Below are 26,269 nucleotides of genomic sequence, written 5' to 3' on the forward strand. Positions count from 1 at the left end.
CGACCAGCTCGTACGAGACGTCGAGCATGGCAGGATACGGAACCAACAGAGCCCCCGGGCTGTCGGCAGTGTCGAGTGGAATCAACACCGCCAACGACCGGGGGCTCTGTCACGTCACCACCCCAGCTGACCAGGCCTTATAGTCCTTCAGGGGCAGGATGAAAAAGGCTCAGTGGCCACGCTGAAAGAGCTCACTGGCCGGTGGTCGAGCTGGATCCGCAGTTGTACTCAGATCAGGAGCGCGCCGCCTCCCTCCCTGGCCTCGCAGCCCACATCGTCGCTATCAAGCCGTTCTGACTCACCATCCGACTGGCTTTGTCTCGGGTCACATCGGCGTGCCCCTGGCGATGGGAACATCAGCCCCCCCTCGGATCGTTGCAGCCAGTGGTTCCCGCTGGTGCTCCGATGGGGACCGGTCTTCCTGGTTGGTCTGAGGCACCGGTACAGGTCCGTATGCGGGCGATGACACAGGCAGCCAAGCCGTACTGAGCGCGATCACCAGCAGCGCCCGGATGGATCAACCTGTCGTCAACGGCAGGGTGGTCGGGCTGGGCTGCCGCCGTGGCATCGGTCTGACCCCCTGCGGGGAGGAACCCGGTGCAGTTCAAGGTCATGACCGTCATCATCGTCATGCTCACCGCGCTCGTCATCGCGCTGGCCGCGATTTTGTGCAGCCTGATCAGCGGCAGCTCGCGCCAGGCAGCGATGAAGACGGGCGGCGTCGCCTTCGTCTCGGTGGCGGGACTCGGCATGGTGATCACCGCCTATCTGAGCCCTGCCTGAACCGAGATGCCGTGCGGGACGGCTCTCCGCCGTCTCGCACGGCCGGGATCACCACATGAGCCTCCATGCTCGACTTGGCGGGGATCGGCCTCGCCTCCCCGTGCCTTCCTGTCTCGCCGTCGGCGGCGACGTCCGCATGGAAGGTCGGCTGGTGGTCGAAACGCGTCAGCTCGCATCTGCCTGCAGTGCCGCGGTTCCAGTCGCGGCTGGAGCGACAGTGGCATCTATGGCGAAACGGGCAAATATCCTGATCGGCCCGCGGAGAACCACGATGGGGGCGCTGTCGGTCGAACGTCGAAAGCGGAGGTCTCCGCCCCTACATAACCCCAAGGTCGACCGTGATGGAGAAAGGCGCGGTGGCCTTCACTGTGCCGGTGAACATCTCGCCGTCCCTGTAAGCCTTGGTGGCGGGGTCGAGGACGTACGTGTAGACGATCGGGACACCGGTGGCGGCCTGCTCGACCCGCCAGTAGAAGGGGATGCCCGCCTTGGCGTACTGGTCCACCTTCACGATTCGGTCCGTGGTCTCCGAACCGGGCGACACGACCTCGACCACCAGCAGCACGTGCTCGGGGCGGGTGGGCGTGAGGTCGATGGTCTCCGCCCGGTAGACGGTGACGTCCGGACGGCGGTTGGTGAGCGGAACGTCCTGCAGGCGGACGTCGAAGTCCGTGTCGGCGTTCCAGTCCGGGCCCGCGGCGGCGTCCAGGGCATTGGCCAGGAGCCGGGCCAGCCGGTTGTGCCGCTTGGAGGCGCTCGGGCCCACGACGACCATCCCGTCCACGATCTCGATGCCGGCGCACTGCTCCTCGGACCAGGAGTCGTACTGCTCCGCGCTGATCTGCGTGTGCATCCACGCGGGCGCCACCATCTCGGCGGACATGGTGTACCTCCTTCGAGGAGCCTCGGCGGGTCCGGCGTCGCTGCGCCCAGCCTACTGTTCCGAGGGGTCGGGCCACCCGGTCCGGAGGGGGACGGACACGTCCGCCGCGTGATGGCTCACCGGCGCAATTCGGCTGAGCGGGGCGGGCCCGTGAGGGTTCCGCCGGTCGTGCCGGGCGCTGTGAGAGGCTGGATCGCATGAACCGGTTGGCCGGCACGACCTCGCCCTACCTGCTTCAGCACGCCGACAACCCGGTCGACTGGTGGCCGTGGGGACCGGAGGCGTTCGAGGAGGCGGAACGGCGCGACGTGCCCGTCCTCCTGAGCGTCGGCTACAGCGCGTGCCACTGGTGCCACGTCATGGCGCACGAGTCCTTCGAGGACGACGACACCGCCGCGTACCTGAACGAGCACTTCGTGTCCGTCAAGGTGGACCGCGAGGAGCGGCCCGACGTGGACGCCGTCTACATGGAGGCCGTGCAGGCCGCCACGGGGCAGGGCGGCTGGCCCATGACCGTCTTCATGACGCCGGAGGGGAAGCCGTTCTACTTCGGCACGTACTTCCCGCCCGAGCCCCGCCACGGGATGCCGTCCTTCCGCCAGGTGCTCGAAGGCGTTCACCGCGCGTGGACGACCCGGCGCGGCGAGGTGGGCGAGGTCGCCGCGAAGATCACCGCGGACCTCGCGGAGCGGGAGCTGGGCGTCGGTGCCGAGGGGCCGCCCACCGAGGAGACCCAGGCCCTCGCGCTCCTCCGGCTGACCCGGGACGTCGATCCCGCGAGCGGCTGGTTCAAGGGGGACACCAAGTTCCCGCCGTCGATGGTGATCGAGTTCCTGCTGCGCCACCACCAGCGGGCCGGTTCCGTGGCGGCCCTCGAGATGGCGGAGGGCCTGTGCGACGCGATGGCCCGTTCGAGCCTGTACGACCAGGTGGGCGGCGGCTTCCACCGGTACGTGCTCACGCCGGGGACCGGCGGTCCCCTGGTGCCCCACTTCGAGAAGATGCTGTACGACAACGCCCTGCTCTGCCGGGTGTACGCCCACCTGTGGAGGGCGACCGGCAGCGACCGGGCCCGCCGGATCGCCCTGGAGACCGCCGACTTCCTGGTCCGCGAACTGCGCACCCCCGAGGGCGGTTTCGCCTCCGCGCTCGACGCGGACTCCGACGACGGCACCGGGAGGCACGTCGAGGGCGCCTACTACGTGTGGACCCCCGAGCAGCTGACCGGGGTCCTCGGCCCGGAGGACGCCGCCCTCGCCGCCGCCCACTACGGCGTCACCGAGGAGGGCACCTTCGAGGAGGGCGCCTCGGTCTTCCGGCTCCCGCAGGACGCGGGCGTGGCCGACGCCGAGCGGATCGCGTCGATCGCCGCCCGGCTCCTCGCGGCCCGCGAGGAGCGCGAGCGCCCCGGCCGGGACGACAAGGTCGTCGCCGCCTGGAACGGCCTCGCCGTCGCCGCGCTCGCCGAGACCGGAGCCCTCTTCGACCGCCCCGACCTGATCGAGCGCGCGACCGAGGCCGCCGACCTGCTCGTCCGGGTCCACCTGGACGAGGGCGCCCGGCTCGCCCGTACCTCCCGGGACGGCCGGGCCGGTGCCAACGCCGGGGTCCTGGAGGACTACGGCGACGTCGCCGAGGGCTTCCTCGCCCTCGCCGCCGTCACCGGGGAGGGCGCCTGGCTGGAGTTCGCCGGCTTCCTCCTGGACGTCGTCCTCGACCGCTTCACCGCCGGGGGCGGCGCGTTGTACGACACGGCCGACGACGCCGAATCCCTCATCCGGCGCCCCCAGGACCCCACCGACAACGCCGCCCCGTCCGGCTGGACCGCCGCCGCCGGAGCGCTGCTCTCGTACGCGGCCCACACCGGTTCCGAACCCCACCGGGCCGCCGCCGAGGGGGCCCTCGGTGTCGTCGGGGCCCTCGGCCCGCGCGCGCCCCGGTTCATCGGCTGGGGTCTGGCCGTCGCCGAGGCCCTCCTCGACGGGCCCCGGGAGATCGCCGTCGTGGGCGCCCCCGGCGACGAGGCGTTCCGGGAGCTGCGCCGTACCGCCCTCCTGGCCACCGCCCCCGGCGCGGTCCTCGCCGCCGGGGACCCCGGGAGCGAGGAGTTCCCGCTCCTGAGGGACCGGCCGCTGGTGGACGGGAGAGCCACCGCGTACGTCTGCCGGCGCTTCGCCTGCGACGCGCCGGTCACCGATCCGGCCGGGCTGCGCCGCGGGCTCTGACCCCGGCGCGGAACGGGTACGGCCCCGCCGCCCCTCCCCGGAGGGGCGGCGGGGCCGCGTCGTGACCGGACCGCCCGGCTGCCGCCGTCGGAGATTCCGATGAATTCATCGGGCGGGTGGCGATCGGATGAACGAGAAACATTTGTTCGTACCGTACTTCGATCCGCTCGCGCAGGGGTGTGCGACGCGTGGAATCGGAGGTGAACGCCCTGCCGGAGCCCTTGTGCCATGATGCGGGAATCGCAGCGGAAGGAGCGAAAATGGCGCCCGATCCCGGGAAATGGGAACGGATGGCCTTCATTCCGAAGAGCCGGTACACGAGCGACCCGCCCGCCGCCGACCGCTCCCCGTCTTCGGCGTCTCCGGCGTCTCCGGCGTCCCCGGCGTCCCCGGTCTATTCCGCCCTGGTGGCCCAGTGGACGCGGGCGGGCCGGGCGGTGCCGGGGCTGCCGGACCGGGAGTGGGAGCGCCTGACGGCGGCGCCGGTCTGGCCCCGCTGAGAACGGGCGGGCGGACGAACGGGCGGACGCGGACGAACGGGCGGGCGCGGACGGCTCCGCGCCGATGGCGCCGTGCGGGCGGTTCCGTGCGGGCAATGGAGTGAAAGAACCCGCGCCGTCGTTATTCGGGTTTCCTTTGTGCGGAATGTTCGTTGTGTTGTGTACAGCGGAGGCCGGGGGAACTTCCTTCTCCCGGGCATCACGAGATCCGTGAGAATTGCTCCGCCGAGGAAAGGATCCAGACGAAATGAACTGTAAGAAGGCTGCGGCCGTCGTCGCCGGTATCGTCCTGGCCATGGGTGTGTCGTCGCCCGCCTTCGCGGACGCCGGCGCGGAGGGTGCGGCCGTCGGCTCGCCCGGCGTCCTGTCCGGCAACGTCATCCAGGTTCCCATTCACATCCCGGTCAACCTGTGCGGCAACAGCGTGAACGTCATCGGCCTGCTGAACCCGGCGGCCGGCAACATCTGCGTCAACGACTGATCCGAGGCGGTACGCGGACAGGCGCGGGGCCGGCCCCGGAGAGCACCCGCTCTCCGGGGCCGGCCCTTGTCGCGTCACGGGCCGCGCGGCCCGTCCGGCGCGGCTCCCCCAATGGGGCGATCAAATCCACCGATGGGCCAGTGAACAGAGGGAAGCAAGGTCCTCGGACGGCTCATAAGGAATATTTTCGGAGAAACATACTGACGAACTCCCATTTCACACTCGACATGGAGGAGCGGCCGTGGCAGTCGTACACCGGAGAACGCCGAGGACATGGCTGGGGGTGTTCACGGCCGCTCTCCTCGCCGCGGGTCCGTCCGTCCTGTCGTCCCCCGCCCACGCCTCCGTGTCCGATTCCGGGCCCGAGCCCGTGACCGCACCCGTGGCGGGGGACCCCGGGCCGTCCTCGCTCGCCGGTGCCATGGGTGCCTTCCTCTCCTCCGGAGCGCACGGGGTCGCCCGCATCGCCGAACTCGAACGCTGGCTCGGCGGCCGTGAACTCCGCGTCGGCCACACCTACCTGCCCGGCGACCGCTGGAAGAACATCGAGGGCCCTCCCGGTTTCCTCGACGCCTGGGCGGACTGGCGCAAGGAGAAGGCCGACCGCCTCTTCGTCCTCAACGTCCCCATGCTGGAGCGCAACGAGGCCCGCCTCCCCGACGCCGAGGTCCGACGGCAGCTCGGCCGCGGCGCGTCCGGCCGCTACGACCACCACTTCAGGACCCTCGCCGAGCGGCTCGTCGCCCTGGGGGCGCACGACACCGTCATCGTCCTCGGCTGGGAGATGAACGGCATCACCTACAGCCACCGGTGCGGTCCCGACCCCGCCGCGTGGAAGGAGTACTGGAACCGCATCGTCACCGCCATGCGCTCCGTGCCGGGCCAGAAGTTCCGCTTCGACTTCAACCCGAGCCGCGGCCTCGACGCCGTGCCGTGGACCGAGTGCTACCCGGGCGACGGCGTCGTCGACATCATCGGCATGGACTCGTACGACCAGCCGCCGGGAAGCAGTTTCGACCAGCACGTCAACGAGCCGTACGGGCTTCGGAAACAGGTCGATTTCGCGGCCGAGCACGGAAAGCTGATCTCCTACCCGGAATGGGGCCTCTTCCGCAACGGCGACAATCCGGAATACATGCGGCGCATGCTCGAATGGATGAACCTGCACAAGCCGCTTTACCACACGATCACCGATTACTGCCCGCACGGCGTCTGGCAGTGCGACGACAATCCGGAGTCGTCGCTGGTGTTCCGTCAGATGCTGTACGGGAAGGAACCGGAGGTTCCGACGGAGCCGAAGCCGGAGCCCGAGCCGAAGCCCGAACCGGAGCCCAAGCCCGAGCCGGAGCCGGAACCCAAGCCCGAACCGAAGCCGGAACCCAAGCCCGAACCGAAGCCGGAACCCGAGCCCAAGCCCGAGCCCCGGCCCCCGGCCGCCTGCTGGACCGTGGGTCTCGGTTCCTGGGTGGAGGGCTGGCTCGGCGGGTCCGTCTGTCTTCCGAAGGACCCCTGGAAGAGCGGGACCGACGTCGGCTGGAAGGACGCGTTCAAGGGCGCCTGGCCCTTCTGATCCTCCCGGTCCCCGGCCCCGGCCGGGGACCGTTCCCCGTGACGGCGACGGCGACGGCGGTGACGGCGGCGGGAGGTCACCCGCCGCGCCGCACGTGCTTCCCCGCCCGGGCGAGCGCCCGCCCCGCCCGGGTGTCCTCCCGCGCCCGCCGGACCGCCCACCGCCGCGCCCCGGCCGCGCCCGCCCGCGCCCAGAGCAGCGGAGCCGTACCGGCACCGGCCAGGAGCAGCCGGCGGTTGCGCACGGGCTCCGGACGCCAGTGGTGCTTGTACGGCTCGCTGCCCCGCAGCATGCTCAGGGCGGCCCGCCCGCCCGCGCCGGCCTCGCGCGCCCCGTGCCGCAGCAGCATCGCCGCCACGTCGACCTTGCGGGCGCGCAGCTCCGGGTCGGCCCCGTACAGGTACCCGCCGGCCAGCCGGGGCGACATCAGGGTCAGGTCGGCGGCGACCACGTCCCCGGCGAGCCGGAACTCGGTGACCATCGCGTCCCCGCGCTCCACCATGGGACGCACGGCCCGGACGAGATGCTGGGCGAACCGCTCGCTGGTGTGCTCGGTGGTCACGCCCCGCCCCTGCCACTGGAGCCGGTGGAGCCGCAGGAGCCGGTCCAGGGCGGCCGGGACCTCCTCGCCGGGCACCACGCGCGCGTCGATGCCGAGCGCGTCCAGCTTGCGCAGTTTGGCGCGGACCCGCTGGGCCTTCCCGGAGGGGATGCGGGCCAGGAGCCCCTCCATCGGTACGGCGGGCAGTTCCAGGCACAGCGAGTCGGGCAGGGTCCGGCGCGGACCGGGCCAGTGGGCGAGGACCCGCTCGCTGGCCGCGCCCGGCCGGACCTCCCGCAGGTCGACCACCGCGCCCCGGGCGGCCCGCGCGATCCCCCGGGCCAGGGCGGGCGCCGCCTCCGGGCAGCCGTCGTCGAGGAGCACGTCCGTGAAGTCGGTGATCGAGCCGCCGAGCTGGGTGAGGACGGGCAGCGGCCCCCGGGCCCGCATCAGGGGCGCGGCGGCCACGAGCCCGCCGTCCTCCCGCCGTACGAGCACCACCCGCAGCGCGCCGGGCCGCCCGTACGAGAGCCACCAGGAGTGCAGCCAGGAGTGGGACTGGAAGGGGGTGGCGGAGGAGCAGCACCGGTACAGCGCCGTCCACTCGGCCGCGAGCCGCCCGAAGTCCTCCCCGTCGCGGCAGACCTCGGTCCGCAGGGCCCCCGGGGTCACACCGTCTCCGGCTGGTGCGCGGCGGCGGCCGGGGCGGGCACGGCGGCGGCCCCGGCCTGACGGGAGTGGCGGGCCTCGTCGCGCGCGGCGGCGCGCCGCGGGCGGACGAGGAGGGCCAGGCCGCCGAGGAGCCCGCCCGCGCAGCCGCCGACGAGCGCGGCGAGCGGCGCGGACGGCGAGACCGGGTCCACGGGCTTCGTGGCGCGGGAGAACCGGACGACCTTCACGCCCGTGCTCCCCGCCACGTGCGCGCTGTCGAGGATCAGCGCGCGGGCCACCCCGTCGGCCATGGCCACCGCTTCGGCGGGCTTCGCGGACCGGGCGGTGATCGAGATCATCGGGGCGTCCGGGGAGGTCTCCGCCGTCACGCTCCTCCGCAGCGTCCCGGCGGTCACCCCGGCCCACACCTGGGCGTCGCCGGTCACCGCGATGTCGGTGGCGACCCGCCCGTACGCCTGGGCGAAGCCGACCGCCCCCGCCGGGTCGGTCCTTCCGGCCGGTACGACGATGACGTGGCTGGTCGCCGCGTACTCCGGGGTCTTCAGCGCCCCGTAGCCGCCGCCGAGGGCGGCCCCGGCGAGGACGGCGGCGGGCAGCACCGCCCAGCGGCCGGGGAGGCGCGGTCCGGCGGGCGGGAAGGAACGGAGGGGTGTGGTCTTCACGGGTCGGGTTTCTCCCACTTCACGGATGCTTCACGGGGACGGTGGCTGGGACGGGGACGACGGCTGGGACGGGGACGGGGCCGGAGTCCGGGGCCGGACCTGGGGCGGGATGCCGTGGACGGTCCGCTCGTAGAGCGACGCCAGCAGGCGGGCGCTGTGCGCGATGTCGTAGCGGCGGGCCGCCTCCGGCACCGGGAGCCGGGTGGTCCCGGCGGCCCGGAGGTCCCGCAGGGCGGAGGCCAGCCCGGGTACGGAACCGGTGATCCGGCGCGCGCCCGGGGCCGCGTCCGGCGGCAGGTCCTCGACCGCCGGACAGGCCGCGTACAGAACGGGAAGGCCGGCCGCCAGCGCCTCCACGACCGCGAGCCCGAAGGTCTCGTCGGGCGAGGGCGACACGAAGACGTCCATCGCGGAGAGCAGTCCGGGCAGCGAGGGCCCGGCCGCGCCGGGGGCCGGGGGGTCCTCGCAGGCCCCGGTGAGGAGCACCCGCCCGCCCGCCCCGAGGCCGTCGGCCAGCCGCAGCAGCGCCTCGCGCTCGCCGCCCCCGCCGACGAGGAGCAGCCGGGCCTCCGGCACCGCCGCCACCGCCCGTACGAGCAGGTCGAACCGCTTCCCGGGCGCCAGCCGCCCCACCCCGCCGACGACGTACGCGTCCTCGGGGAGGCCGAGCGCGGCCCGGACGCGGCGGCGGGCCCCCGCGTCGAAGGCGAACCGGCCGGTCTCGATGCCGTTCGGCACCACCCGGACGCGGTCCCCGGGCACGCCCCAGGCCACCAGCCGGCGGGCCACGCCGACCGAGACGGCGACCGTGGACGTGCCGAGCCGCTCCGACGCCAGGTACAGGGCGCGGGTGCCCGCCGACAGCGGCCGGCCCTCGATCTGGGTCTCGCCGAGGGAGTGCTCGGTGGCGACGATCCGCCGCACCCCGGCGAGCCGGGCCGCCGCCCTGCCGTACACGCACGCCCGGTACAGGTGCGTGTGGACGAGGTCGTAGCGGCCCCGCCGGACGATCCGGGCGAGCCGGGGCAGCGTGCCGAGGTCGCGGTTCCCCGTCATGCCGAGGTGGGTGACGGGGGTGCCGTCCGCCTCGATGCCCGCCGCGACCGGACCCGGGTCGGTGAGCGTGACCACCTCGCTCCGCACGGGAAGGTGGCGCAACAGGAGCCGCAGCTGCTGCTCGGCACCGCCGATGCCGAGGCCGGTGATGACGTGCAGGACCTTCACCGGGCACCGACCACGGCCGGCCCGTACCGGGCGGGGGCGGGCAGGTCGGCGGGGCGGCGCCGGCGCAGCGGGTGCAGGAGGCGCTTGGCGGCGAGCCGCCAGGAGGTGTCGTTCTCGCCGATGTGGACGCGGGGCAGGGCGTACGCGCCGGTGTACGGGCCCGGGTCGATCGCGCAGGCGTAGCGGTAGCCGGCCTCGCGCACGGCCCGCATCGCACGCCGGTCGAACCGCCCGTACGGGTAGCAGAAGCCCTCCACCGGGCCGCCCGTCAGCTCCTCCAGGAGCTCGCGGCTGCGCAGGGTCTCGGCGGCCAGCGTCCGGTCGTCGGCCTCGGGCAGCGGGACGTGCGTGAGGCCGTGCGAACCGATCTCCATCCCGGCGCGGGCGATCCGCCGGACGGCGTCCCCGGAGAGCAGCCGCTTGCGCGGGCCCGCCGCGTCCCAGCCGTTCTCGCCGCCGAGCCGCCCCGGCAGGACGTACACCGTGGCCGTGAAACCGTGCCGGCGGAGCAGCGGCAGCGCCGCGTCCGCGAAGTCCGCGTACCCGTCGTCGAAGGTCAGGCCCACCAGGCTCCGGGCGCGCCCCTGGGCGGCGGCGGTGAGCAGCTCCCCCACCGACACCCCGCGCAGCCCGCGCTCGCCCAGCCAGCGGAGCTGCCGGGCGAAGCGCACCGGGGAGACGGTCACCCGGTACGGGTCATCGGCGGTGTTCGCGATCGAGTGGTACATCGCCACCCACAGGGGCGGTCTCCCCCACGGGGGCGGCTTCGGCAGCAGGCGGCTCGGCGCGGTGACGGCGGGCATGGGGGGTCCTCCGGTGGGCGGAGCTGGACAGGGGGAGAAGGCCGGGCGCCTCGGGGGCGCAGACGAGGAACAGCAGGAAGACGCCGGCGACGGCGAGGGCGGCGACGGCGACGGCGAGGGCGGCGGGACCGATCGCGACCGAGCAGACCCAGCCGGCGCCGGTGGCCCCGGCGCCCGTGCCCGCGAGGCGCAACAGCCCCGCGCCGAGCCGGCCGGCCCGGACCGGGACGGCCTGGCGGTGCGCGCCCCGCAGCAGCAGGACGGCGGTGAGCGTGATGCCGAACGCGTTGGCGCCGGCGATGCCCACCGCGCCCCAGCACCGGGCGCCGGGCACGCCCGCGACGGCGGTCGCGACGAGCCCCGCGCCCATGGCGACGGCCGGGTACCAGAGCGGGCGGGCGGCGGAGAAGTAGCAGCGGACCAGGGCGCCGACCATCGTCTGGCCCAACAGGCCGAGGGCGTACACCCGCATGACGGTGGCGGTGGCGGCGGTGTCCGACGCCCCGAACTCGCCCCGCTCGAAGAGGAGTTCGACGATCCGGGGGGCGGTGGCGATCACCGTCGAGGCGCCGGCCAGTACGACGACGGCGGCGAGCAGCAGGTCCCGCTCGACCCGGTGCCGGGCCGTCTCCGTGTCGCCCGCCGCGAGGGCGCGGGCGACCACCGGGAAGCTGACCGTGCACAGCATCAGCGACAGGATCATCGGCATCTGCGCGACCTTCTGCGCGTAGTTCAGGTGCGAGATGGCGCCGGCGGGCAGCGGCGCGGCGAGGAACCGCTCGATCAGGGTCTGTGACTGGCGGCAGAGCGAGAACGCGACGACGGGCGCGATCAGGCCGAGCACCAGGACCCGGCCGTCCCTCCCGCCCGTGGGCGCGGGAGCCGCCGCGTCCGGCGCCGGTACGGTCCCGGAGCGCAGCGCCCGGACCAGGGAGGGCGCCTGCACGAGGACCATCAGGACCCCGCCGACCGCCACCCCGACGGCGGCCGAGCGCACCCCCCAGGATTCGCGCAGCACCAGGACGGTGCCGATGATCCCCACGTTGTACGCCACGTAGATCGCCGCCGGCGGCAGGAAGCTGCCGTGCGCGCGCAGCGCGGCCGAGCAGTAGCCGACCAGGGCGAAGGAGAGCACGCAGGTCGCGGTGGACCGGGTGCAGTCGACGGCGAGCGCCGGGTCGGGGAGGCCCGGCGCGAGGGCGGCGACGAGCAGCGGGGCGGCGACCACGAGGACGGCGGCGACGACGGCGGCGGTGAGGGTGAGCCGGGGGAGCGTGCCGCGCACGAGCGCGCGCACCGGGTCGGCGAGGTCGCCGGACGCGCCGCCGGAGCGATGCGCCAGGGCGCGGGAGAAGGCGGGCACCAGGATCAGCGCCATCGCGTCCTCGATGAGCAGCGTCGAGGCGAACTCGGGCACCGTCCACGCCACCAGGAACGCGTCGGTCGCGGCCCCGGCCCCGAAGTACCCGGCCAGGGTCTGGTCCCGTACGAGGCCGAGCAGCGCGCCGACGGCGGTGAGACCGGCGGTCACGGCCGCCGCCTTCGCCAGGAACCCCCGTCCCCGCTGTTCGTCGCCCGCGCCCCGCGCCCCGCGCGCGTGCGCGCGGGCCCGGCGCCCGGGGCGGGCGGACGGCGCGGACGCGGTCTTCGGCGCGGGGACGGCGGGCGACTGGGGCACGGACGGGGCGGACGGCTCGGACACGGACCCGGACGGGGCGGACGCGCCGGGCCCGGCGGACGGTCCGGGCGCACCCGGCGGGACGGCCGGCCCCGGGACCCACGGCGAGTCCGCCGGCACCGCCGCCGCCCACGGATCGGCCGTCCAGGGGACAGCCGTCCAGGGATCGGCCGGCGGGGTACCGAGCGGCGGGCGGGACGCGGGGCACGGCTCCCCGGCCCACGGCGCGTCGGCCCACGGCTCCCCGGCCTCCGGCTCCCCGGTCCACGGCGCGTCCGTGGGCCGGGGCTCCCCGGCCCACGGGTCACGCACGCCCCACCCCCACCCCCGCCAGCGACCACCGGGCCGCCAGGCCGAGCACGACCGACATCAGCACCGTCGAGGGCCCGCCGATGTCCGCGTAGAAGAAGTCCACGAGCTGCCAGACGAGCAGACCCGTCGCCACGAGCGCGCAGTCCGCACCGGGGCCGGGGCCCGGACCGGAAGCCGTGCCGGGCCGCCGACGCAGCGCGCCGGCCAGCAGCGCCGCCCAGCTGCCCGCCAGGGCCAGCAGCCCCACGAGACCCTGCTCGCTCAGGACGAGCAGGTACATGTTGTGCGGGGAGAGCAGCGGCTGGCGGTGGAAGCCGGCGCCCGCGCCCGCCGTGTCGCCGCCGGAGGACAGCGCGACCGAGGCGTGCGCGTCGCGGTACCGGGGGAAGCCCTTCAGGCCGACGCCCGTGAGCGGCTCCGCGCGCCACATCTCCCCGGCCGCCGCCCACATCGTGTACCGGTCCGTCACCGACTGGTCCGGCGCCGCCGTCACCCGGGTGATGCTGGCGACCCGCTCCTCCACCACCTCCGAGCCGATCCCCAGGCCGCCGACGAGGACGACCCCGAGCGCGCCCGCCGCGAGCGCGACCCGGACCGCCCGGAGCGGCCCCGCCAGGAGGAGCTGGAGCGCGCAGGCGAGCACGGTCGCGATCCACGCGCCCCGGCTGAAGGACAGCACGAGCGGGAGGAACAGCAGCCCCGTGCAGACCAGCGCGGCCGTCCGCGCCCGCCCCGGGCCGCTGCCCAGCGCGATCCCGGTGGCGGCGACCAGGCCGTACGAGACGGCCGTCGCCATGCCCATCACGTCGGTGGCCCCGAAGGTGCCGACGGCCCGGATGTCCTCGCCCCGGTACGAGGCGCCCGTACCGGTCAGGTACTGGGCGACGCCCACCGCGCCCTGGAGCAGCGCGAGCCCGACCAGGGCCCAGGCGACCACGGCGAAGTCCCGCCGGTCGCGGACCGTCAGGAGCACGGCGGCCGGGACGAGGACGAAGACCTGGACGTAACGGGCGACGCCCGGGAGGCTCGACGCCGGGTCGTTCGAGGTGATCGCGGCCAGGCAGATCCCCAGCACCGGCAGGCCGAGGACGACGGCCGCCGTCCGGGTCAGCGGCCGGGCCCCGTCGCGCACCACCCGCACCAGGCAGATCAGGACGAGGAGCCCGGAGGCCGCGTCCGCGACCGTCCCCGTGCCGCCGGTGCCGCCGTCCGCGCCGCCGGGGACGAGCAGCAGCGCGACCACGGCGAGGACCGGGGCGAGCGCCGCGGCCCGGCGCAGCCGGTCCCGCGCGGCCGGGGGGACCGGGGCGGCCACGGGCGGCGACGCGGCCGTGGCCATCCTCAGCTCCCCGTGGGCCGGACGAACTCGCCCGCCGTGCGCAGCAGGATGCAGACGTCCTGCCAGAGCGACCAGTGGTCGATGTAGTGGTTGTCGAAGCGGCAGCGGTCCTCGATCGAGGTGTCGCCGCGCAGCCCGTGCACCTGCGCGAGCCCGGTCAGCCCCACCGGCATCCGGTGACGGTCCGCGTAGCCGGCGTGGATCTTGCTGAACTGGGCGACGAAGTGGGGGCGTTCCGGCCTCGGGCCGACCAGGCTCATGTCGCCGCGCAGCACGTTCCAGAGCTGCGGCAGCTCGTCCAGGGAGGTCTTCCGCAGGAAGCTCCCGGCCGCGCTCATCCGCAGGTCGCCCGCCACGTTCCAGCGGGTGGCCGCCTCGGTGTCGTCGGAGGGGCGGAGCGTACGGAACTTGAGCAGGGTGAAGGGGCGCCCGTGCCGGCCCACCCGCTCCTGCCGGAACAGGACCCCGGGGCCGTCCGAGAGGCGCACCGCGAGCGCGCAGAGCAGCAGCACGGGCAGCGCGGCCACGAGCGCGAGCGCGGCGAGGACGACGTCGAGGACCCGCTTGGCGCCCAGTCCGCGCCGTTCGTCCAGCGGGACGATCCGGTGCCAGGCGTACCCCCACATGTGTTCGCCCATCGGACCGGGCCGGTGCCGGCCGCCGACCCGCCAGGTGGCGCAGCCGTACTGCTGGAAGAGCGTCACCAGGCCCGGGGCGTCGTCCAGGAACACCGCGTCGCACACGGTGTTCTGGATGACGGCCCGGTGGATCTCCTCGGTCGTGGTGAGCACCGGGAGCCCGGCCTCCCCGGCCGGCCGGACGCCGCCCTGCTCCGGCACGCCGACGATCCCGACCGGCCGCAGCCCGTACTCGGGGTGCCGGGCGGCGGCCGCCGCGAACCGGCGCGCGGCCGCCGCCCCGCCGACGACGAGGGCCGACCGGGGGTGGGCCCGCGCGATCCGGCGTCGCCGGGCGAGGACCAGCGCGCGGACCAGGCACACGACGAGGACGTGGACGCCGTACGCGGCGCAGAGCCGCGCCGGGCCGATCGCCAGGGCCGGGGAGTACGCGGCGGCCCCGGCCGCGGCCAGGCACCAGGCCACCCCGGCGCGGGAGGCGAGCGCGGGCAGTTCGTCCAGGGCCCGGACGTGCGCGGCCGGCCGGTGGAGCCCGGCCCACCCGTCGAGCACCAGGACGACCGCCAGGACCGGCAGCACGAGCCGGACGTCGTGGTGGGCCGTGCTCAGCACGGAGGCGGCGGCGACGACCGCCAGGCAGTCGGCCGCCACCGGCGCCGCCGCGCCGGGCCGGGTGCCGGGCCGGGTGCGGCCGCGCGGCGGCGCGAGCCGGCCGGGCGTGCCGCGGGGCGGCGCGAGGGGGGCGAGACCGAGGGTCCGGTCCGCCGTGGGCCGGGGACCCGGCGAGGAGGGAACGCTGGTGCTTTCCGTGGTCACTGCGCAATCGGCTCTCTGTGCTCGTCCCCCCGCACACCGGCCAGCTCGCGGTAGACGTCCGCGACGGCGGCGCCGGTGCGCCGGACATCGAAACTGCTGAGTACGTGTGCCTGGGCCTCGCGGCCCAGACGGCGCCGCAGCTCCGGCCTGCCGAGGAGGCGGCCGAGAGCGGCGGCGAGCGCGGCCGGGTCCTCGGGCGGGACCAGGCACAGGGGTTCGTGGTCCGGCGGCAGGCTCTCCCGGGCCCCGTCCACGTCGCTGACGACGACGGGCCGGCCGCTCGCCATGGCCTCCAGGGGCGCGAGCGCCATGCCCTCCCAGCGGGACGGCAGGACGACCACGTCGGCCGCCCGGTACCAGGGGGCGGTGTCCCCGACGGCCCCGGTGAACCGCACCGAGGGACCGGCGGCGGTCCGCAGCGCCTCCCCGTCCGGACCGTCGCCGACCAGGACGAGCCGGGCCGTGGGCACCTCCGCGAGGACGGCGGGCCAGGCGGCGAGGAGGACGTCCTGCCCCTTCTGGCGGCAGAGCCGGCCCACGCAGACGACGGTGGGGGCGGGATTGCGGGACGGTCCGGCGCCGGCGAACCGGTCCACGTCCACGCCGTTGTGGACGACCGACCAGTCCGCCTCGACCCCGGCCGCCTCGCCGGTCCGCCGCTCGGCCTCGCTCACGCAGAGGACGCGGTGCGTCCAGCGGGCGCCGAACCGTTCCCAGCGCCGGGCGAGCGCGGCGGTCGTCCCCCCGACCGCGGCGAAGGACCAGGCGTGCGGCTGGTACACCGTGGGGACGCGTCCCCGGACGGCGAGCCGGGCGCACAGCCCGGCCTTGGCGCTGTGCGCGTGGACGAGGGCGGGCCGTACGGTGCGGATCAGCCGGGCCAGGTCCCACGTCTCGCGGACGAGGGAGGGCCCGGGGGCGCGGCGGGCCCGCCAGTCGTGGACCTCGGCCCCCTCGGCGCGGACGGCGGCGGAGAGACCGGTGCCGGGCGGGCAGGCGACCGCGACCCGCAGGCCGGCGGCGCGCTGGGCGCGGACGAGGTCGGCGACGACGCGGGCGACCCCGCCGTCGCCGGGCTGGACCGCGTGCAGGACGGTGACGGACCCGGGGTCCGTGTCGCATGGTGACAGCACGTCAGCGCCGGACGTCGGCCCGGGCGGACGCCGCGCCGCGGGGCACGGCAGGAACCGCTGAATTCCGCATACAGGTTCTCCGCTTTGATGAGAGAAGGAAGGGAAGACCCGCGAAGGCCGGGAGGGGAGAAGGTGTCGTCCGCACGAAAGGAGTGAACGCGCGGCGGGCCCGGAAGCAACGTTCGGGAACGTTATAACCCCGGCGGGGGACGATGGCGGGCATTAGATGTCCGGCGACACCAACTGCCGTGTCCGGCGGTCCCGTTCTCCGCCGCGCGTGTCGCGGCCTTCCGCGTCCGGCGGCCCCGCCGGCCCCCGCGCGGTCCGGCACCCGGGTGAACGTCACCCGTTCGGGAGAGCAACCGATGGAAATGTGGCGCGTTGTTGAGAGAGTCGGGTCGCACAGTCCGCGCGGTCCGAGTCGCATGAATTCGATCGAGGAGCACTTCCCCATGTCCCGTATCGCCAAGGCCGTTGTCCTCACCGCCGGTGCCGCCGCCGCCGTCGCCGGTGCCGCCGGTGCCGCCGTCGCCGACTCGGGTGCCGAGGCCGTCGCCGCCCACTCGCCCGGCGTCCTGTCCGGCAACGTCCTCCAGCTCCCGATCCACATCCCGGTCAACATCTGCGGCAACACCGTCGACGTCATCGGCGTGCTGAACCCCGCCTTCGGCAACACCTGCGTCAACGCCTGATCGAGCACTTCTGATCGGTCCTTCCGCAGCCGGTGCGCTCACCCCTCGGGGTGGGCGCACCGGCTTTTTCTCGCCGTGGTGGAAGCGGTGCGCCTCCGAACGCGCCGTCGCGCGCCGCCCGGTGCAACGGCGCACGCCCCTCCGGAGGGTGGGGCGCCGGTGCGGATTCACCCGAACGAATGCGTGGCGCTCGGTAGTTCCGCGACTGCGGAGGGCTATGTCCGCAGGCACCCGGAGAGGGCGACGGACCGGCGGGCGGGGGAGGGGAACGGGTGTACGCCCACTCCGGAGGTCCGTTCTTTCCGGCCGCTCCGGTGCGTCTGCACGTATGTACGGCCGGCGCGGCGCCGACCGTGTCGACCGGACACGGCACCGAGAAATTCGCCCGTCCGGAGTTTCCGGCGGCCGTACTCCTCGTTACAGAGGGAGAACGCCGCGCGGCATTTCCCCGGAAACTCCGCGCGGAAAGTGACGTGAAAGAGCAGAGGAAGGATTCACCCCATGAAGCCCACCAAGGTCGCCGCGGTCGTCGCCGGTTCGCTGATGGCCCTGGGTGCCGCCGCACCCGCCATGGCCACGGAGGCGCTGACCCCCACCAGCCTGAACGGCGGTCTGGAGGCGATCAGCGCCAACGGGCTGAAGACGGACATGCTGAGCAACACCACGGAAGGCTCCCCGGTGAAGACCGTCACCGACACGGCGGAACGGCTGAACGAGACCGCCAAGGGCACCCCGCTGCTCGGCGGTCTCCCGGTCCCCGGCGGTCTCCCGGTCCCGGGTGGCCTTCCGGTCCCCGGCGGCCTTCCGGTCCCGGGTGGTCTTCCGCTGGGCGGCTGACGACACATCAGCGAGCCTGGCTGTCACGGGTGTGCGCGGCGGCCGGAGCGTTCCGCCCCACGGTCGGCTGATCGAATGATTTTCTGATCGGCCGCCGTGTGGCCCTCGCTCCGTGGGTCACTCCGCCTCCTACTCTCTCGCCAGTCCCACGAGAACGACGGTGGGTACCGGGCCGGACGGAGCGAGGGGGGAATCCTCGCCGGCCCCTCCTTTTCTCCAGAGGAAGAGCGGTATGCGGTCGATCATCAGCAGGAAAGTACTCACCGCGGCGGCAGCGACCGGCATCCTGTCGCTGAGTGGCGGATTCGCCCTTGCCGCGAGCTCCCCCGGGGCGGGTGACGGGCCGGGGTACGGCGGGTCCGGCCACGTCCAGGGTCCCCTTCCGGCGGACGTCTGCGGCAGGGCCATGGAGAGGGGCGACGCCGTCGCGGCGGCCCTCGGCCACCTGTGCGCGCCCGAGGAGGACCCGGGAGGCTACGGCGAGGAGCCGTCGCACCCGCCGACGACGCCTCCCACCAAGCCGCCGACGACGCCTCCCACGCACCCGCCCACCACGCCCCCCACGCACCCGCCGACGACGCCGCCGACGCACCCGCCCACCACGCCTCCCACGCACCCGCCGACGACGCCTCCCACGCACCCGCCGACGCACCCGCCCACTACGCCCCCCACGCACCCGCCGACGACGCCGCCGACGCACCCGCCGACGACGCCTCCGACGCACCCGCCGACGACGCCTCCGACGACCTACCCGCCGAAGCCCGACGGGTGCGAGGAGCCCGACCACTGCGGGCCCACCAAGCCGCCGACGACGCCTCCCACGAAGCCGCCGACGCACCCGCCGACGACGCCTCCGACCACGCCCCCCACGACGCCGCCGACCACGCACCCGCCGGTCACGCCTCCCACCACGACCCCGCCCCACCTCCCCGAGACCGGCAGCGAGGCCGAACTCATGGGGGCGGCCGCGATCAGCGCCGCCCTGGTCGTCGGCGGCACCGTCCTGTACCTCCGCGGCGGACGCGCCGCCCGCCGCCACTGACCCTCCGTACCGTCACGGCGTCAACCGGGGCCCTCGCCTTCACCGGCGGGGGCCCCGCGCGTTGCTGCACACAGGGGAAACCCGCCACGTTCCCCCGGGGGCCTCGTTGTCAGGGCATGACTCTGCGCTCTCACGCCGGCATGGGACTCCTCATGACCGCACTCGCCTCCGCCGCCCTGGCCGCGCCGGCCTCCGCCGTCGAAGCGCCGGTGGTCGTCCCGCTCCAGGGGCTCGAACCGGTCCTTCCGATGGACGCCCCCACCGTGGCCACCGGCGTCCCCGTCCCGGTGCCCGGCGCCCCCACCGGCTTCCAGGAGGGCACCGGCTCCCTCCCCGGCGCCACCCTGCCCAGCGTGCCCCTCGTCGGCGCCTTCCCGAAGACCGTGGTGGACGCCCCCCTGCCCGAACTCCTGAGGGGCGGCGACCCCGGTCACGCCCTCCTCGCCGCCCCGGGCTCGGAGATGCTGGCGGCCACCCCGGGCGCCACCGTCGGCAACCCGGTGACCGCACCGCGCGGTGCCGGTCTGCCGAAGCTCACCGCGCCCCGGGTCGGCCTGCTCGCCCCCACGGCGAGCGGGGCCCTGGACTCCACGCTCGGCCTGGCACCCGAAGGACCCTGACCGGCCGGTGGGCGAACGGGGCGCCCGCGGCCCGTTCGCCCGCGCTTCCGTTCCCCATGGCCCCCACAACTCCAAACCCCACAACCCCCGTACTCCCGTTCTGCGTTCTCCTGTGCGAGCGGTGACCGGGCGGGTGAAGGGACGATTCTTCCCCGCCACCCCAAGGGATGTCGGTCGTTGCAGAAGAAGGCTTGTCGCATGGCCGCGGCCCGCGGACCGGAGCCGTTCCGTCGCATCCGGCGGCGGACGGAATTCCGGTCCGCGGACCATTTTCCTTTTCTTTTCCCCGTTCGGCCCAATGGCCGTGACCCCTCGCCCCGGACGGCGTTGAACGGGCATGACGGCCGTGATTCCTGCGGTCGCTATCCACGTCCAAGGAGTTCTTGATGTCTCGCATCGCGAAGGCTGCCGTTGTCCTCGCCGGCACGGGTGCCGTTGCCCTCAGCGGAGCCGGCCTGGCCGTCGCCGACTCGGGCGCCGAGGCCGTCGCCGCCCACTCGCCCGGTGTCGTCTCCGGCAACGTCCTCCAGGTCCCGGTCCACATCCCGGTCAACCTCTGCGGCAACACCGTCAACGTCATCGGCGTGCTGAACCCCGCGTTCGGCAACACCTGCATCAACGCCGACCTCGACGACGACCACGACGAGGACGGCGGCTACGGCGGCTGATCCCCCCTACGTTCCCCCACGTGTCCCCCCGGCCCGCCCAGGGCCGGGGGGACACGTGCGTGCGGGGATCAGGCGTACCGGTAGATCCGGCTGTGGTCGAACATCGAGGCCGGAGTCACTCCCCAGGGCGCCATCGCCTGGTGCCGGGCGACGACCTTGCCGTGCTGCCCGTCACCCAGCGGCGGCGGCTCCGCCGGCAGGTAGGCGGCCCCCGGGTTGCGCTGCTGCCAGCGCGACCAGACCAGGTCCACGAAGGAGTGGTGCAGCCAGAAGACCGGATCGTTCACCGAACCGCCGCCGAGCATCAGGCCGCCGACCCAGCGGTGCACCCGGTTGTGGATGCGGAACCGGTCGTTGCCCTGCCCCGAACCCCACCCCTCCAGCCGGTTCCGGAAGCCGGAGGGGCTGGTCGAGTTCCAGGGCGCCACGTCGTACACCCGCTCCCGCATCACCTCCTCCAGCTGGGCCTGGGTGGGAAGCGTGATCGGATCGCGGGGGCGCCCGAAGTCCCTGGTCAGGAAGCGGCTCTGGGTCATCGAGTGGGTGATGTTCCAGCGCCCGGAGGAGTGTGCGAAGGGGCCCGTCATCACCTGGAGGTCGGCCCGGCGCCCGTTGCCGCCCATGAAGTCCTCGCCCCAGAGGGACGAGGCCGGACTGTTGTCGCGGGTCCAGTCCCAGTACGGGACGGACACCGCCGGATCGACCCGGCGCAGCGCCGTCTCGAACTCCAGCAGGAACTTGCGGTGCCAGGGCAGGAAGCTCGGCGTCATGTGGGCGACCCGCAACTTCCCCTCCCCGTCGGCGACGTAGTGGTCGATGTGGGTGCGGACGAACCGGTCGTACGTGCCGTCGCGCTTGAGCTCCAGGACGGCGGCGACGAACCGGCGGCGCTCGGCGGCGGTCAGATCGCGCTGGTTCTTACGCGTGTACACCACGCGGGGTCCCTCCCATCGGGTCGGCGGGGACGCCGTGGGCGCCGGCGAGGGGGGAGAGCGGGAACCCGCCCAGCTCGTCCACGGCCGCGCGGGTCGCCGCCAGGGGCGTCGGACAGGACTCGTAGTGGTCGACCGGCGTGACGTAACCGCCGTCGGCGCAGCGCATCAGGTGCAGCGGCCGGCCGTCGACCAGGGCCACGGGCTCACCCCCGGGGCCTGAGAAGCCCAGGATGCGGTGGCCCCCGTACATCTCGTCGAAGGCGTGCGGGTCGTCCGGGACCTCCTCCGGGCCCCCGTCCGGACCGCGGAGCGCGACCCTGCCGAGGGCGCCTCCCGTGAAGGCGGTGACGGCCAGGGCGAAGAGGGACCGCAGGGCGACGCGGCGCGGGACGATCATCGGTGATCTCCAGGTGGTCGGCTGGGGGTCCCCCCGCCGCAGGTAGGGGGAGCCTTCAGGGCACAACGATGAAAACCCGGGTTCGTTGCGGCGGAAATGCCAGCGGTGTGAATATCGGCCGACCGGGTGAAAGGGACGGGGGAAAGGGGTGGTTGCGGCATTAGCATCCGATTCATGACCACTTCCCCTGTCGCTTCCTCGGCTCGCAGTGCCTCACCGCTGGGGACCCTCACGGTGATCCCGTGGTCCAGCGAGCCCTCCGCCGACTCGGCGGGCACGCCGTTCCTCATGGCGTACTCGCTCGGCGACGGCCGGGACGGTCCGGAGGCCGGGCGGCGGGCGATGCGGTCGGCCCTGGAGAACACGGGCCTCTCGCTCGGCGACCGGCTCTTCGACCTGGAGCGGGACACCGGGATCAACGCCTCGCTGCTCGTGGAGGGCGGCTCGGCCGTGCTCACCCTGCCCTTCCTGAAGGCGCGGTGCCCGGTGCCGGACGAGTGGGGGGCCGCCGCCCGCGAGAGCGGCAAGGTCTATCTGATCTGCTCGGCGCGTCCCTGGCCCGAGGCCGTGCCGGGCCGGCCCGTGGAGGAGGAGCGGCTGCGCGCCTTCGTCTCGGACGAGGAGATGCTCGCGGACAGCGCCCATGTCCTGATGCCGGTCCGGCGCCTCCAGGGCTGAGCGGGCGGAAACGGAAAGGGGTCGCGCCATGACGACGGTGGACGTACGGGGCGGGGTGCCGGGACAGCGGCGCGGGGAGACGGCCGGGGAGCCCGGGGGCCCGGTCGGAGCGAGCCGGGCCCTCGCGTGGCTCCTGGTGGTCACGGGTGCGGCCGGGCTGCTCGCCGCCTGGGTGATCACGCTCGACAAGTTCAAGCTCCTGGAGGACCCCGGCTTCACCCCGGGGTGCAGCCTGAACCCGGTGGTCTCCTGCGGCAGCGTCATGAAGAGCGAACAGGCGGCGGTGTTCGGGTTCCCCAACCCGATGCTCGGTCTCGTCGCGTACGGGATGGTGGTCGCGATCGGCGCCGGCCTGCTCGCGGGCGCCCGTCACCGCCGCTGGTACTGGCTCGGCCTCCACGCCGGCACCCTCTTCGGCGTCGGCTTCTGCACGTGGCTGATGCACCAGTCGCTGTACGAGATCAACGCGCTCTGCCTGTGGTGCTGCCTGGCCTGGACCGCCACGATCCTCATGTTCTGGTACGTCACCGCGCACAACGTGCGGACCGGCGTCCTGCCCGCCCCGGCGGGGGCGCGGACCTTCTTCGGCGAGTTCGCCCTCGCTCCTCCGCTGCTGCACATCGGGGTGGTCGGGATGCTGGTCCTGACCCGCTGGTGGGACTTCTGGACGAGCTGACATGGGCCGTCGCCCCCGCCGGCCCGCCCCGCCGCGAGCCGCACCGACGCTGCTGCTCGCGGCCCTCCTCGTCCTCCTTCCGCTCCTCCTGCCGGACGGCCGGATCGCGCCCGGCCACCGGCACGCCGGGAAACGGCCGCCGGAGGTGGCGGCGGGGTTCTTCACCGGCTCCGACGAGGCCGGGGTGCGGCGGATCGCCCGGGTGCAGGAGTGGCTCGGCGGCGAGCCGCTGACCGTCGGGCACACGTACCTGCCCGGCGACCGCTGGTCCAACATCGAGGGACACCCCGCCCTCTTCGGCCCGTGGGCGCGCTGGAAGGAGGAGCGGCCCGGACGGCTCTTCGTGCTCAACGTTCCGCTGCTCGACCGCAGCGAGGCCCGGCTGCCCGACGCCGAGGTGCGCGCGGAGCTGCGGCGGGGCGCGGAGGGCGCGTTCGACGGGCACGTCCGGACCCTGGGGGAGCGGCTGGTGGCGCACCGGCTCGGGGACGCGGTCCTGGTCCTCGGCTGGGAGATGAACGGCACCACCTACAGCCACCGTTGCGGACCCGACCCGGAGGCGTGGAAGGCGTACTGGCGGCGGGCGGTGGGGGTGCTGCGGGCCGTGCCGGGGCAGCGGTTCCGCTTCGACTTCACGCCGAGCCGGGGGCGCGACGCCGTGCCGTGGCCGCTCTGCTACCCCGGGGACGACGTCGTGGACATCATCGGGATGGACGCCTACGACCAGCCCGAGGGGCTCCCCTTCGAGGGCCAGGTGAACGAGGAGTACGGCCTCGCCCACCACGTGCGGTTCGCGGCGGAGCACGGCAAGCCGGTCTCGTACCCGGAGTGGGGGCTCTTCCGCAACGGCGACAACCCGGCGTACGTACGGGGGATGCTCGACTGGTTCGCCGCGCACCGGCCGGTCTACCAGACCGTGACGGACTACTGCCCGCACGGGGTGTGGGAGTGCGCGGACAACCCGGAGTCGGCGCGGGTGGTCAGGGGCGCGCTGGGAGCGCCGGGCCGGCCCTGACGTCCGGTCTATGGTTCTCGGCATGCGACGCACGGATGCCCTCGGGGAGGACGGCGCCCGGGTGGGGCTGTCCCTGGAGGTGGGGTCCCGCGACCGGCCCGGACTGCGCCTGTTCGCTGCCGAGGGGCGGCTGCTGCTCGCGCAGGAGGGGCGGCCGGTGCTCCTCGCCGCCGTCGACGACGACCACTGCGGGGTCGTGTTCCGGCGCACCGACGCCTACCGCTCCGTCGTCCCGCCGCTGCGGGCCGCGGCCGCGCGGGAGGCGGCCGGGCGGCCGGACCGCTGGGCGCACCGCTTCGCGGAGCACCTGGCGCGGGCGCCGGACGGGCCGCTGCACGACGGGCGGTGGCTGCTCTCGCACGAGGGCCCGGCGTTCTGGAACCACCTGGACCCGCCGCCTTCCGCGGACTGGGGCGAGACGCTCGTCGAGGGGCATCCCGAGGGGTACCTCGACTGGTTCGTCCACAACGGGTCGTGGGAGGTCCTTCCGCTGCGGCCGATGCCGGACCACGGCGACGCGCGGGTCAAGGCGTACCGCAAGCAGGCCCGTGACGGGACCCTGCCTCCCGTCCTGCTGTGGTGGGTCAGCGGTCTCGACTGCCACGTGGTCCTGGACGGCCACGCCCGGCTGGCCGCCGCGATCGCCGAGTCGGTCACGCCCCCGCTGCTGTACCTGGACCGCACCGCGCCCGGCGACGAGGTGGCGGCGGGGACGGAGCGGGCGGCGGAGGAGTACGAGGCCGAACTGGTCCGTTTCGCCGGGCTCCGCGCCCGGCACGGCGACGTCGTTCCCGACGGCGCGGAGATCGCGGGGCCCGTGCTGGCCCGTCGTCTCGCGGAGCTGCGCACGGGGAAGCGGCCCACCTGGGCCTGGCCGCTGCCCGGCGGGCGGGACGAGTGGAGCCGTGTCGCCCGCGAGGTGACGGGCGGGGAGGGCGATCTGCCGGTCTGAGCGGGTTCAGGGGAGCGCCGGGCCGGCCTTGAGGGTGTCGACCGTGCGGTCGAGGAGGGCCACGAGGTCGTCGGCGCGGCCGTGTTCGGCCCAGTGGACGGTGGTCTCGCGCAGGGCGCCGAGGACGGCGGCGGTGAAGACCCGCACCTCCAGGTCGCCGGGGGAGCGGCCGGCGCGGTCGGCCAGGGCGCGGGCGAGGCGGCGCCCGGTCTCGGCGGTGGTGTCGGTGAACCGGGCCCGCACGGCGGGGATCTCCGCCATGAGCCGGGCGCGCAGCCGGGTCTCCTCCGGTTCCTCCGCGAAGGCGGTGCGGACCGCTTCGAGGAGGACCGCGCGCAGGGACTCCAGCGGTTCCTCGTCCGCGGGGCGGGCGCGCAGCCGGGCTTCGAGGAGGGCGTCGTTTTCGTCGGTGAGGAGGATGTCCTCGCGGACGGGGAAGTAGCGCGTGACGGTGGACGGGGAGACCTCGGCCGCCGCCGCGATCCGGTCGGTGGTCGCGGCCTCCCAGCCGTGCTCGGCGGCGAGCCGGTAGGTGGCCTTCCGGATCGCGGCGCGGGTCTTCGCCTTCTTGCGTTCGCGCAGGCCGGGGCGGGTGGGGGGTTCGGCAGCCATGGCCACCATGGTCCCAGGTCAGGCGTGCTGGTACGCCACCAGCGAGATGCCGACGTAGTGGACGGTGAAGGCGGCGAGGGTCAGCGTGTGGAAGACCTCGTGGAAGCCGAACCAACGCGGGGAGGGGTTGGGGCGCTTGATGCCGTAGACGATGCCGCCCGCGCTGTAGAGCAGGCCGCCGACGACGACCAGGACGAGGACGGCGATGCCGCCCGTGCGCAGGAAGTCGGGGAGGAAGAAGACGGCGGCCCAGCCCATCGCGATGTAGCAGGGGGTGTAGAGCCAGCGGGGCGCGCCGACCCAGAAGACGCGGAAGGCGATGCCGGCGAGGGCCGCCGCCCAGACCGCCCACATGAGCGGCTTCGCCGTGGAGTCGGGGAGCAGGAGCAGGGTGAGCGGGGTGTAGGTGCCCGCGATGATCAGGAAGATGTTGGCGTGGTCGAGGCGCCGGAGCACGGCTTCGCCGCGCGGCCCCCAGGTGCCGCGGTGGTAGAGCGCGCTGACGCCGAAGAGCAGACACGCGGTCAGGACGTAGATCCCGCAGGCGACACGGGCGCGGGACGAGTCGGCGAGGGCGACCAGGACGATGCCCGCGACGATCACGGCGGGGAACATGCCCGCGTGCAGCCAGCCTCGCAGCAGGGGCTTCAGCGGGAGCGCCGGGGACGGGTCGGCCGGGGTCACTTCCGGAGGGACTGCAGTCATGCACGGAATCGTACCTACGCTCCCGTAGGTCCCGTATATGAGTGGCGATGCTCACATGTGCGGCCCTCTGGACATATGGGCAGTTCCATCGGATGATCAAATGAGTGCGGTCGGCACCGGATGAGCAGCTACGAAGCATCCGGGTCGCGGCCCCCACGGGGCAAAAACCAAAAACCCCCT

At 74.3% G+C, this 26,269-nt stretch carries 26 protein-coding genes; 13 read left to right on the forward strand and 13 right to left on the reverse strand.

The window, feature by feature from the left end; translation table 11 throughout:
- Positions 1-597: 597 nt before the first annotated feature.
- Positions 598-783 carry a hypothetical protein gene (locus ACFYZY_RS14090; protein WP_388693236.1) on the forward strand — a complete coding sequence of 62 codons (186 nt, stop codon included), beginning with the start codon at positions 598-600 and terminating at the stop codon, positions 781-783.
- A 316-nt stretch (positions 784-1,099) separates the two neighbouring features.
- Here the strand turns inward: ACFYZY_RS14090 and ACFYZY_RS14095 are convergent, their stop codons facing one another.
- A complete protein-coding gene (locus ACFYZY_RS14095; protein WP_388693237.1) occupies positions 1,100-1,666 on the reverse strand; it encodes a Uma2 family endonuclease in 567 nt (188 codons plus the stop codon).
- Between the two features lie 197 nt (positions 1,667-1,863).
- Between ACFYZY_RS14095 and ACFYZY_RS14100 the strand changes: the two genes are divergently transcribed.
- The 3 genes from ACFYZY_RS14100 (at position 1,864) to ACFYZY_RS14110 (ending at position 6,442) form a co-directional block, all read left to right on the forward strand.
- Positions 1,864-3,891, forward strand: a complete 2,028-nt coding sequence (locus ACFYZY_RS14100; protein WP_388693239.1) for a thioredoxin domain-containing protein — start codon at positions 1,864-1,866, stop codon at positions 3,889-3,891.
- Between the two features lie 747 nt (positions 3,892-4,638).
- Positions 4,639-4,872, forward strand: coding sequence for a chaplin (locus tag ACFYZY_RS14105; protein ID WP_388693241.1), 234 nt, complete (start codon positions 4,639-4,641; stop codon positions 4,870-4,872).
- Between the two features lie 241 nt (positions 4,873-5,113).
- A complete protein-coding gene (locus ACFYZY_RS14110; protein ID WP_388693243.1) occupies positions 5,114-6,442 on the forward strand; it encodes a glycoside hydrolase family 26 protein in 1,329 nt (442 codons plus the stop codon).
- Between the two features lie 76 nt (positions 6,443-6,518).
- Here the strand turns inward: ACFYZY_RS14110 and ACFYZY_RS14115 are convergent, their stop codons facing one another.
- The 8 genes from ACFYZY_RS14115 to ACFYZY_RS14150 form a co-directional block, all read right to left on the reverse strand.
- Complete coding sequence (locus ACFYZY_RS14115; protein WP_388693245.1) at positions 6,519-7,655, reverse strand: GNAT family N-acetyltransferase; 1,137 nt, start codon at positions 7,653-7,655, stop codon at positions 6,519-6,521.
- The gene (locus ACFYZY_RS14120; RefSeq protein ID WP_388693247.1) at positions 7,652-8,317 is read right to left on the reverse strand and encodes a lipopolysaccharide biosynthesis protein; all 666 of its coding nucleotides are present in this window, start codon (positions 8,315-8,317) and stop codon (positions 7,652-7,654) included. The genes ACFYZY_RS14115 and ACFYZY_RS14120 overlap by 4 nt, the downstream gene beginning before the upstream one ends.
- Before the next feature lie 30 nt (positions 8,318-8,347).
- Positions 8,348-9,541, reverse strand: a complete 1,194-nt coding sequence (locus tag ACFYZY_RS14125; protein WP_388693249.1) for a glycosyltransferase — start codon at positions 9,539-9,541, stop codon at positions 8,348-8,350.
- Entirely contained in the window at positions 9,538-10,344 is an 807-nt protein-coding gene (locus tag ACFYZY_RS14130; protein WP_388693250.1) for a polysaccharide deacetylase family protein, read from the reverse strand. Before ACFYZY_RS14130 ends, ACFYZY_RS14125 begins: the two co-directional genes overlap by 4 nt.
- Positions 10,238-12,046, reverse strand: coding sequence for a murein biosynthesis integral membrane protein MurJ (gene murJ, locus ACFYZY_RS14135; RefSeq protein WP_388693252.1), 1,809 nt, complete (start codon positions 12,044-12,046; stop codon positions 10,238-10,240). Before murJ ends, ACFYZY_RS14130 begins: the two co-directional genes overlap by 107 nt.
- A 280-nt stretch (positions 12,047-12,326) precedes the next feature.
- Complete coding sequence (locus ACFYZY_RS14140) at positions 12,327-13,673, reverse strand: O-antigen ligase family protein (RefSeq protein WP_388693254.1); 1,347 nt, start codon at positions 13,671-13,673, stop codon at positions 12,327-12,329.
- Between the two features lie 2 nt (positions 13,674-13,675).
- Positions 13,676-15,127, reverse strand: a complete 1,452-nt coding sequence (locus ACFYZY_RS14145) for a sugar transferase (protein ID WP_388693256.1) — start codon at positions 15,125-15,127, stop codon at positions 13,676-13,678.
- A complete protein-coding gene (locus ACFYZY_RS14150) occupies positions 15,124-16,260 on the reverse strand; it encodes a glycosyltransferase (RefSeq protein ID WP_388693258.1) in 1,137 nt (378 codons plus the stop codon). Before ACFYZY_RS14150 ends, ACFYZY_RS14145 begins: the two co-directional genes overlap by 4 nt.
- Before the next feature lie 452 nt (positions 16,261-16,712).
- Here ACFYZY_RS14150 and ACFYZY_RS14155 point away from each other — a divergent pair, with 452 nt between their 5' ends.
- From ACFYZY_RS14155 to ACFYZY_RS14175, 5 genes are all read left to right on the forward strand, one after another.
- On the forward strand, positions 16,713-16,952 hold the full coding sequence (locus tag ACFYZY_RS14155; protein ID WP_388693260.1) for a chaplin: 240 nt from the start codon (positions 16,713-16,715) through the stop codon (positions 16,950-16,952).
- A 501-nt stretch (positions 16,953-17,453) separates the two neighbouring features.
- Positions 17,454-17,789, forward strand: a complete 336-nt coding sequence (locus ACFYZY_RS14160) for a hypothetical protein (RefSeq protein WP_388693262.1) — start codon at positions 17,454-17,456, stop codon at positions 17,787-17,789.
- A gap of 232 nt (positions 17,790-18,021) precedes the next feature.
- Entirely contained in the window at positions 18,022-18,831 is an 810-nt protein-coding gene (locus ACFYZY_RS14165) for a hypothetical protein (RefSeq protein WP_388693264.1), read from the forward strand.
- A gap of 152 nt (positions 18,832-18,983) precedes the next feature.
- Positions 18,984-19,451 (forward strand): hypothetical protein, encoded by a 468-nt coding sequence (locus ACFYZY_RS14170; protein WP_388693266.1) that lies wholly within the window; start codon positions 18,984-18,986, stop codon positions 19,449-19,451.
- A 386-nt stretch (positions 19,452-19,837) separates the two neighbouring features.
- Positions 19,838-20,119, forward strand: coding sequence for a chaplin (locus ACFYZY_RS14175; RefSeq protein WP_388693267.1), 282 nt, complete (start codon positions 19,838-19,840; stop codon positions 20,117-20,119).
- 68 nt (positions 20,120-20,187) lie between these two features.
- Here the strand turns inward: ACFYZY_RS14175 and ACFYZY_RS14180 are convergent, their stop codons facing one another.
- Positions 20,188-21,054 (reverse strand): tyrosinase family protein, encoded by an 867-nt coding sequence (locus tag ACFYZY_RS14180; RefSeq protein WP_388693269.1) that lies wholly within the window; start codon positions 21,052-21,054, stop codon positions 20,188-20,190.
- Complete coding sequence (locus ACFYZY_RS14185; RefSeq protein ID WP_388693271.1) at positions 21,038-21,451, reverse strand: tyrosinase family oxidase copper chaperone; 414 nt, start codon at positions 21,449-21,451, stop codon at positions 21,038-21,040. The genes ACFYZY_RS14180 and ACFYZY_RS14185 overlap by 17 nt, the downstream gene beginning before the upstream one ends.
- A 174-nt stretch (positions 21,452-21,625) precedes the next feature.
- On the opposite strand from ACFYZY_RS14185, the gene ACFYZY_RS14190 reads away from it, so the two are divergent.
- The 4 genes from ACFYZY_RS14190 to ACFYZY_RS14205 are packed head-to-tail and all read left to right on the forward strand — an operon-like array spanning position 21,626 to position 24,772.
- Complete coding sequence (locus ACFYZY_RS14190) at positions 21,626-22,129, forward strand: DUF5949 family protein (RefSeq protein ID WP_388693273.1); 504 nt, start codon at positions 21,626-21,628, stop codon at positions 22,127-22,129.
- Between the two features lie 28 nt (positions 22,130-22,157).
- A complete protein-coding gene (locus ACFYZY_RS14195) occupies positions 22,158-22,805 on the forward strand; it encodes a vitamin K epoxide reductase family protein (protein WP_388693275.1) in 648 nt (215 codons plus the stop codon).
- A 1-nt stretch (position 22,806) separates the two neighbouring features.
- Positions 22,807-23,820, forward strand: a complete 1,014-nt coding sequence (locus tag ACFYZY_RS14200; protein ID WP_388693277.1) for a glycoside hydrolase family 26 protein — start codon at positions 22,807-22,809, stop codon at positions 23,818-23,820.
- A gap of 22 nt (positions 23,821-23,842) precedes the next feature.
- Positions 23,843-24,772, forward strand: a complete 930-nt coding sequence (locus tag ACFYZY_RS14205) for a hypothetical protein (protein ID WP_388693279.1) — start codon at positions 23,843-23,845, stop codon at positions 24,770-24,772.
- Between the two features lie 6 nt (positions 24,773-24,778).
- Here ACFYZY_RS14205 and ACFYZY_RS14210 read toward each other — a convergent pair whose 3' ends face one another.
- Both ACFYZY_RS14210 and ACFYZY_RS14215 read right to left on the reverse strand, forming a co-directional pair.
- Positions 24,779-25,384 carry a TetR/AcrR family transcriptional regulator gene (locus ACFYZY_RS14210; protein WP_388693280.1) on the reverse strand — a complete coding sequence of 202 codons (606 nt, stop codon included), beginning with the start codon at positions 25,382-25,384 and terminating at the stop codon, positions 24,779-24,781.
- An 18-nt stretch (positions 25,385-25,402) separates the two neighbouring features.
- Positions 25,403-26,089, reverse strand: coding sequence for a hemolysin III family protein (locus ACFYZY_RS14215; RefSeq protein WP_388693282.1), 687 nt, complete (start codon positions 26,087-26,089; stop codon positions 25,403-25,405).
- Positions 26,090-26,269 lie beyond the last annotated feature (180 nt).

This window comes from Streptomyces sp. NPDC001744 (assembly GCF_042892575.1).
GTDB lineage: Bacteria > Actinomycetota > Actinomycetes > Streptomycetales > Streptomycetaceae > Streptomyces.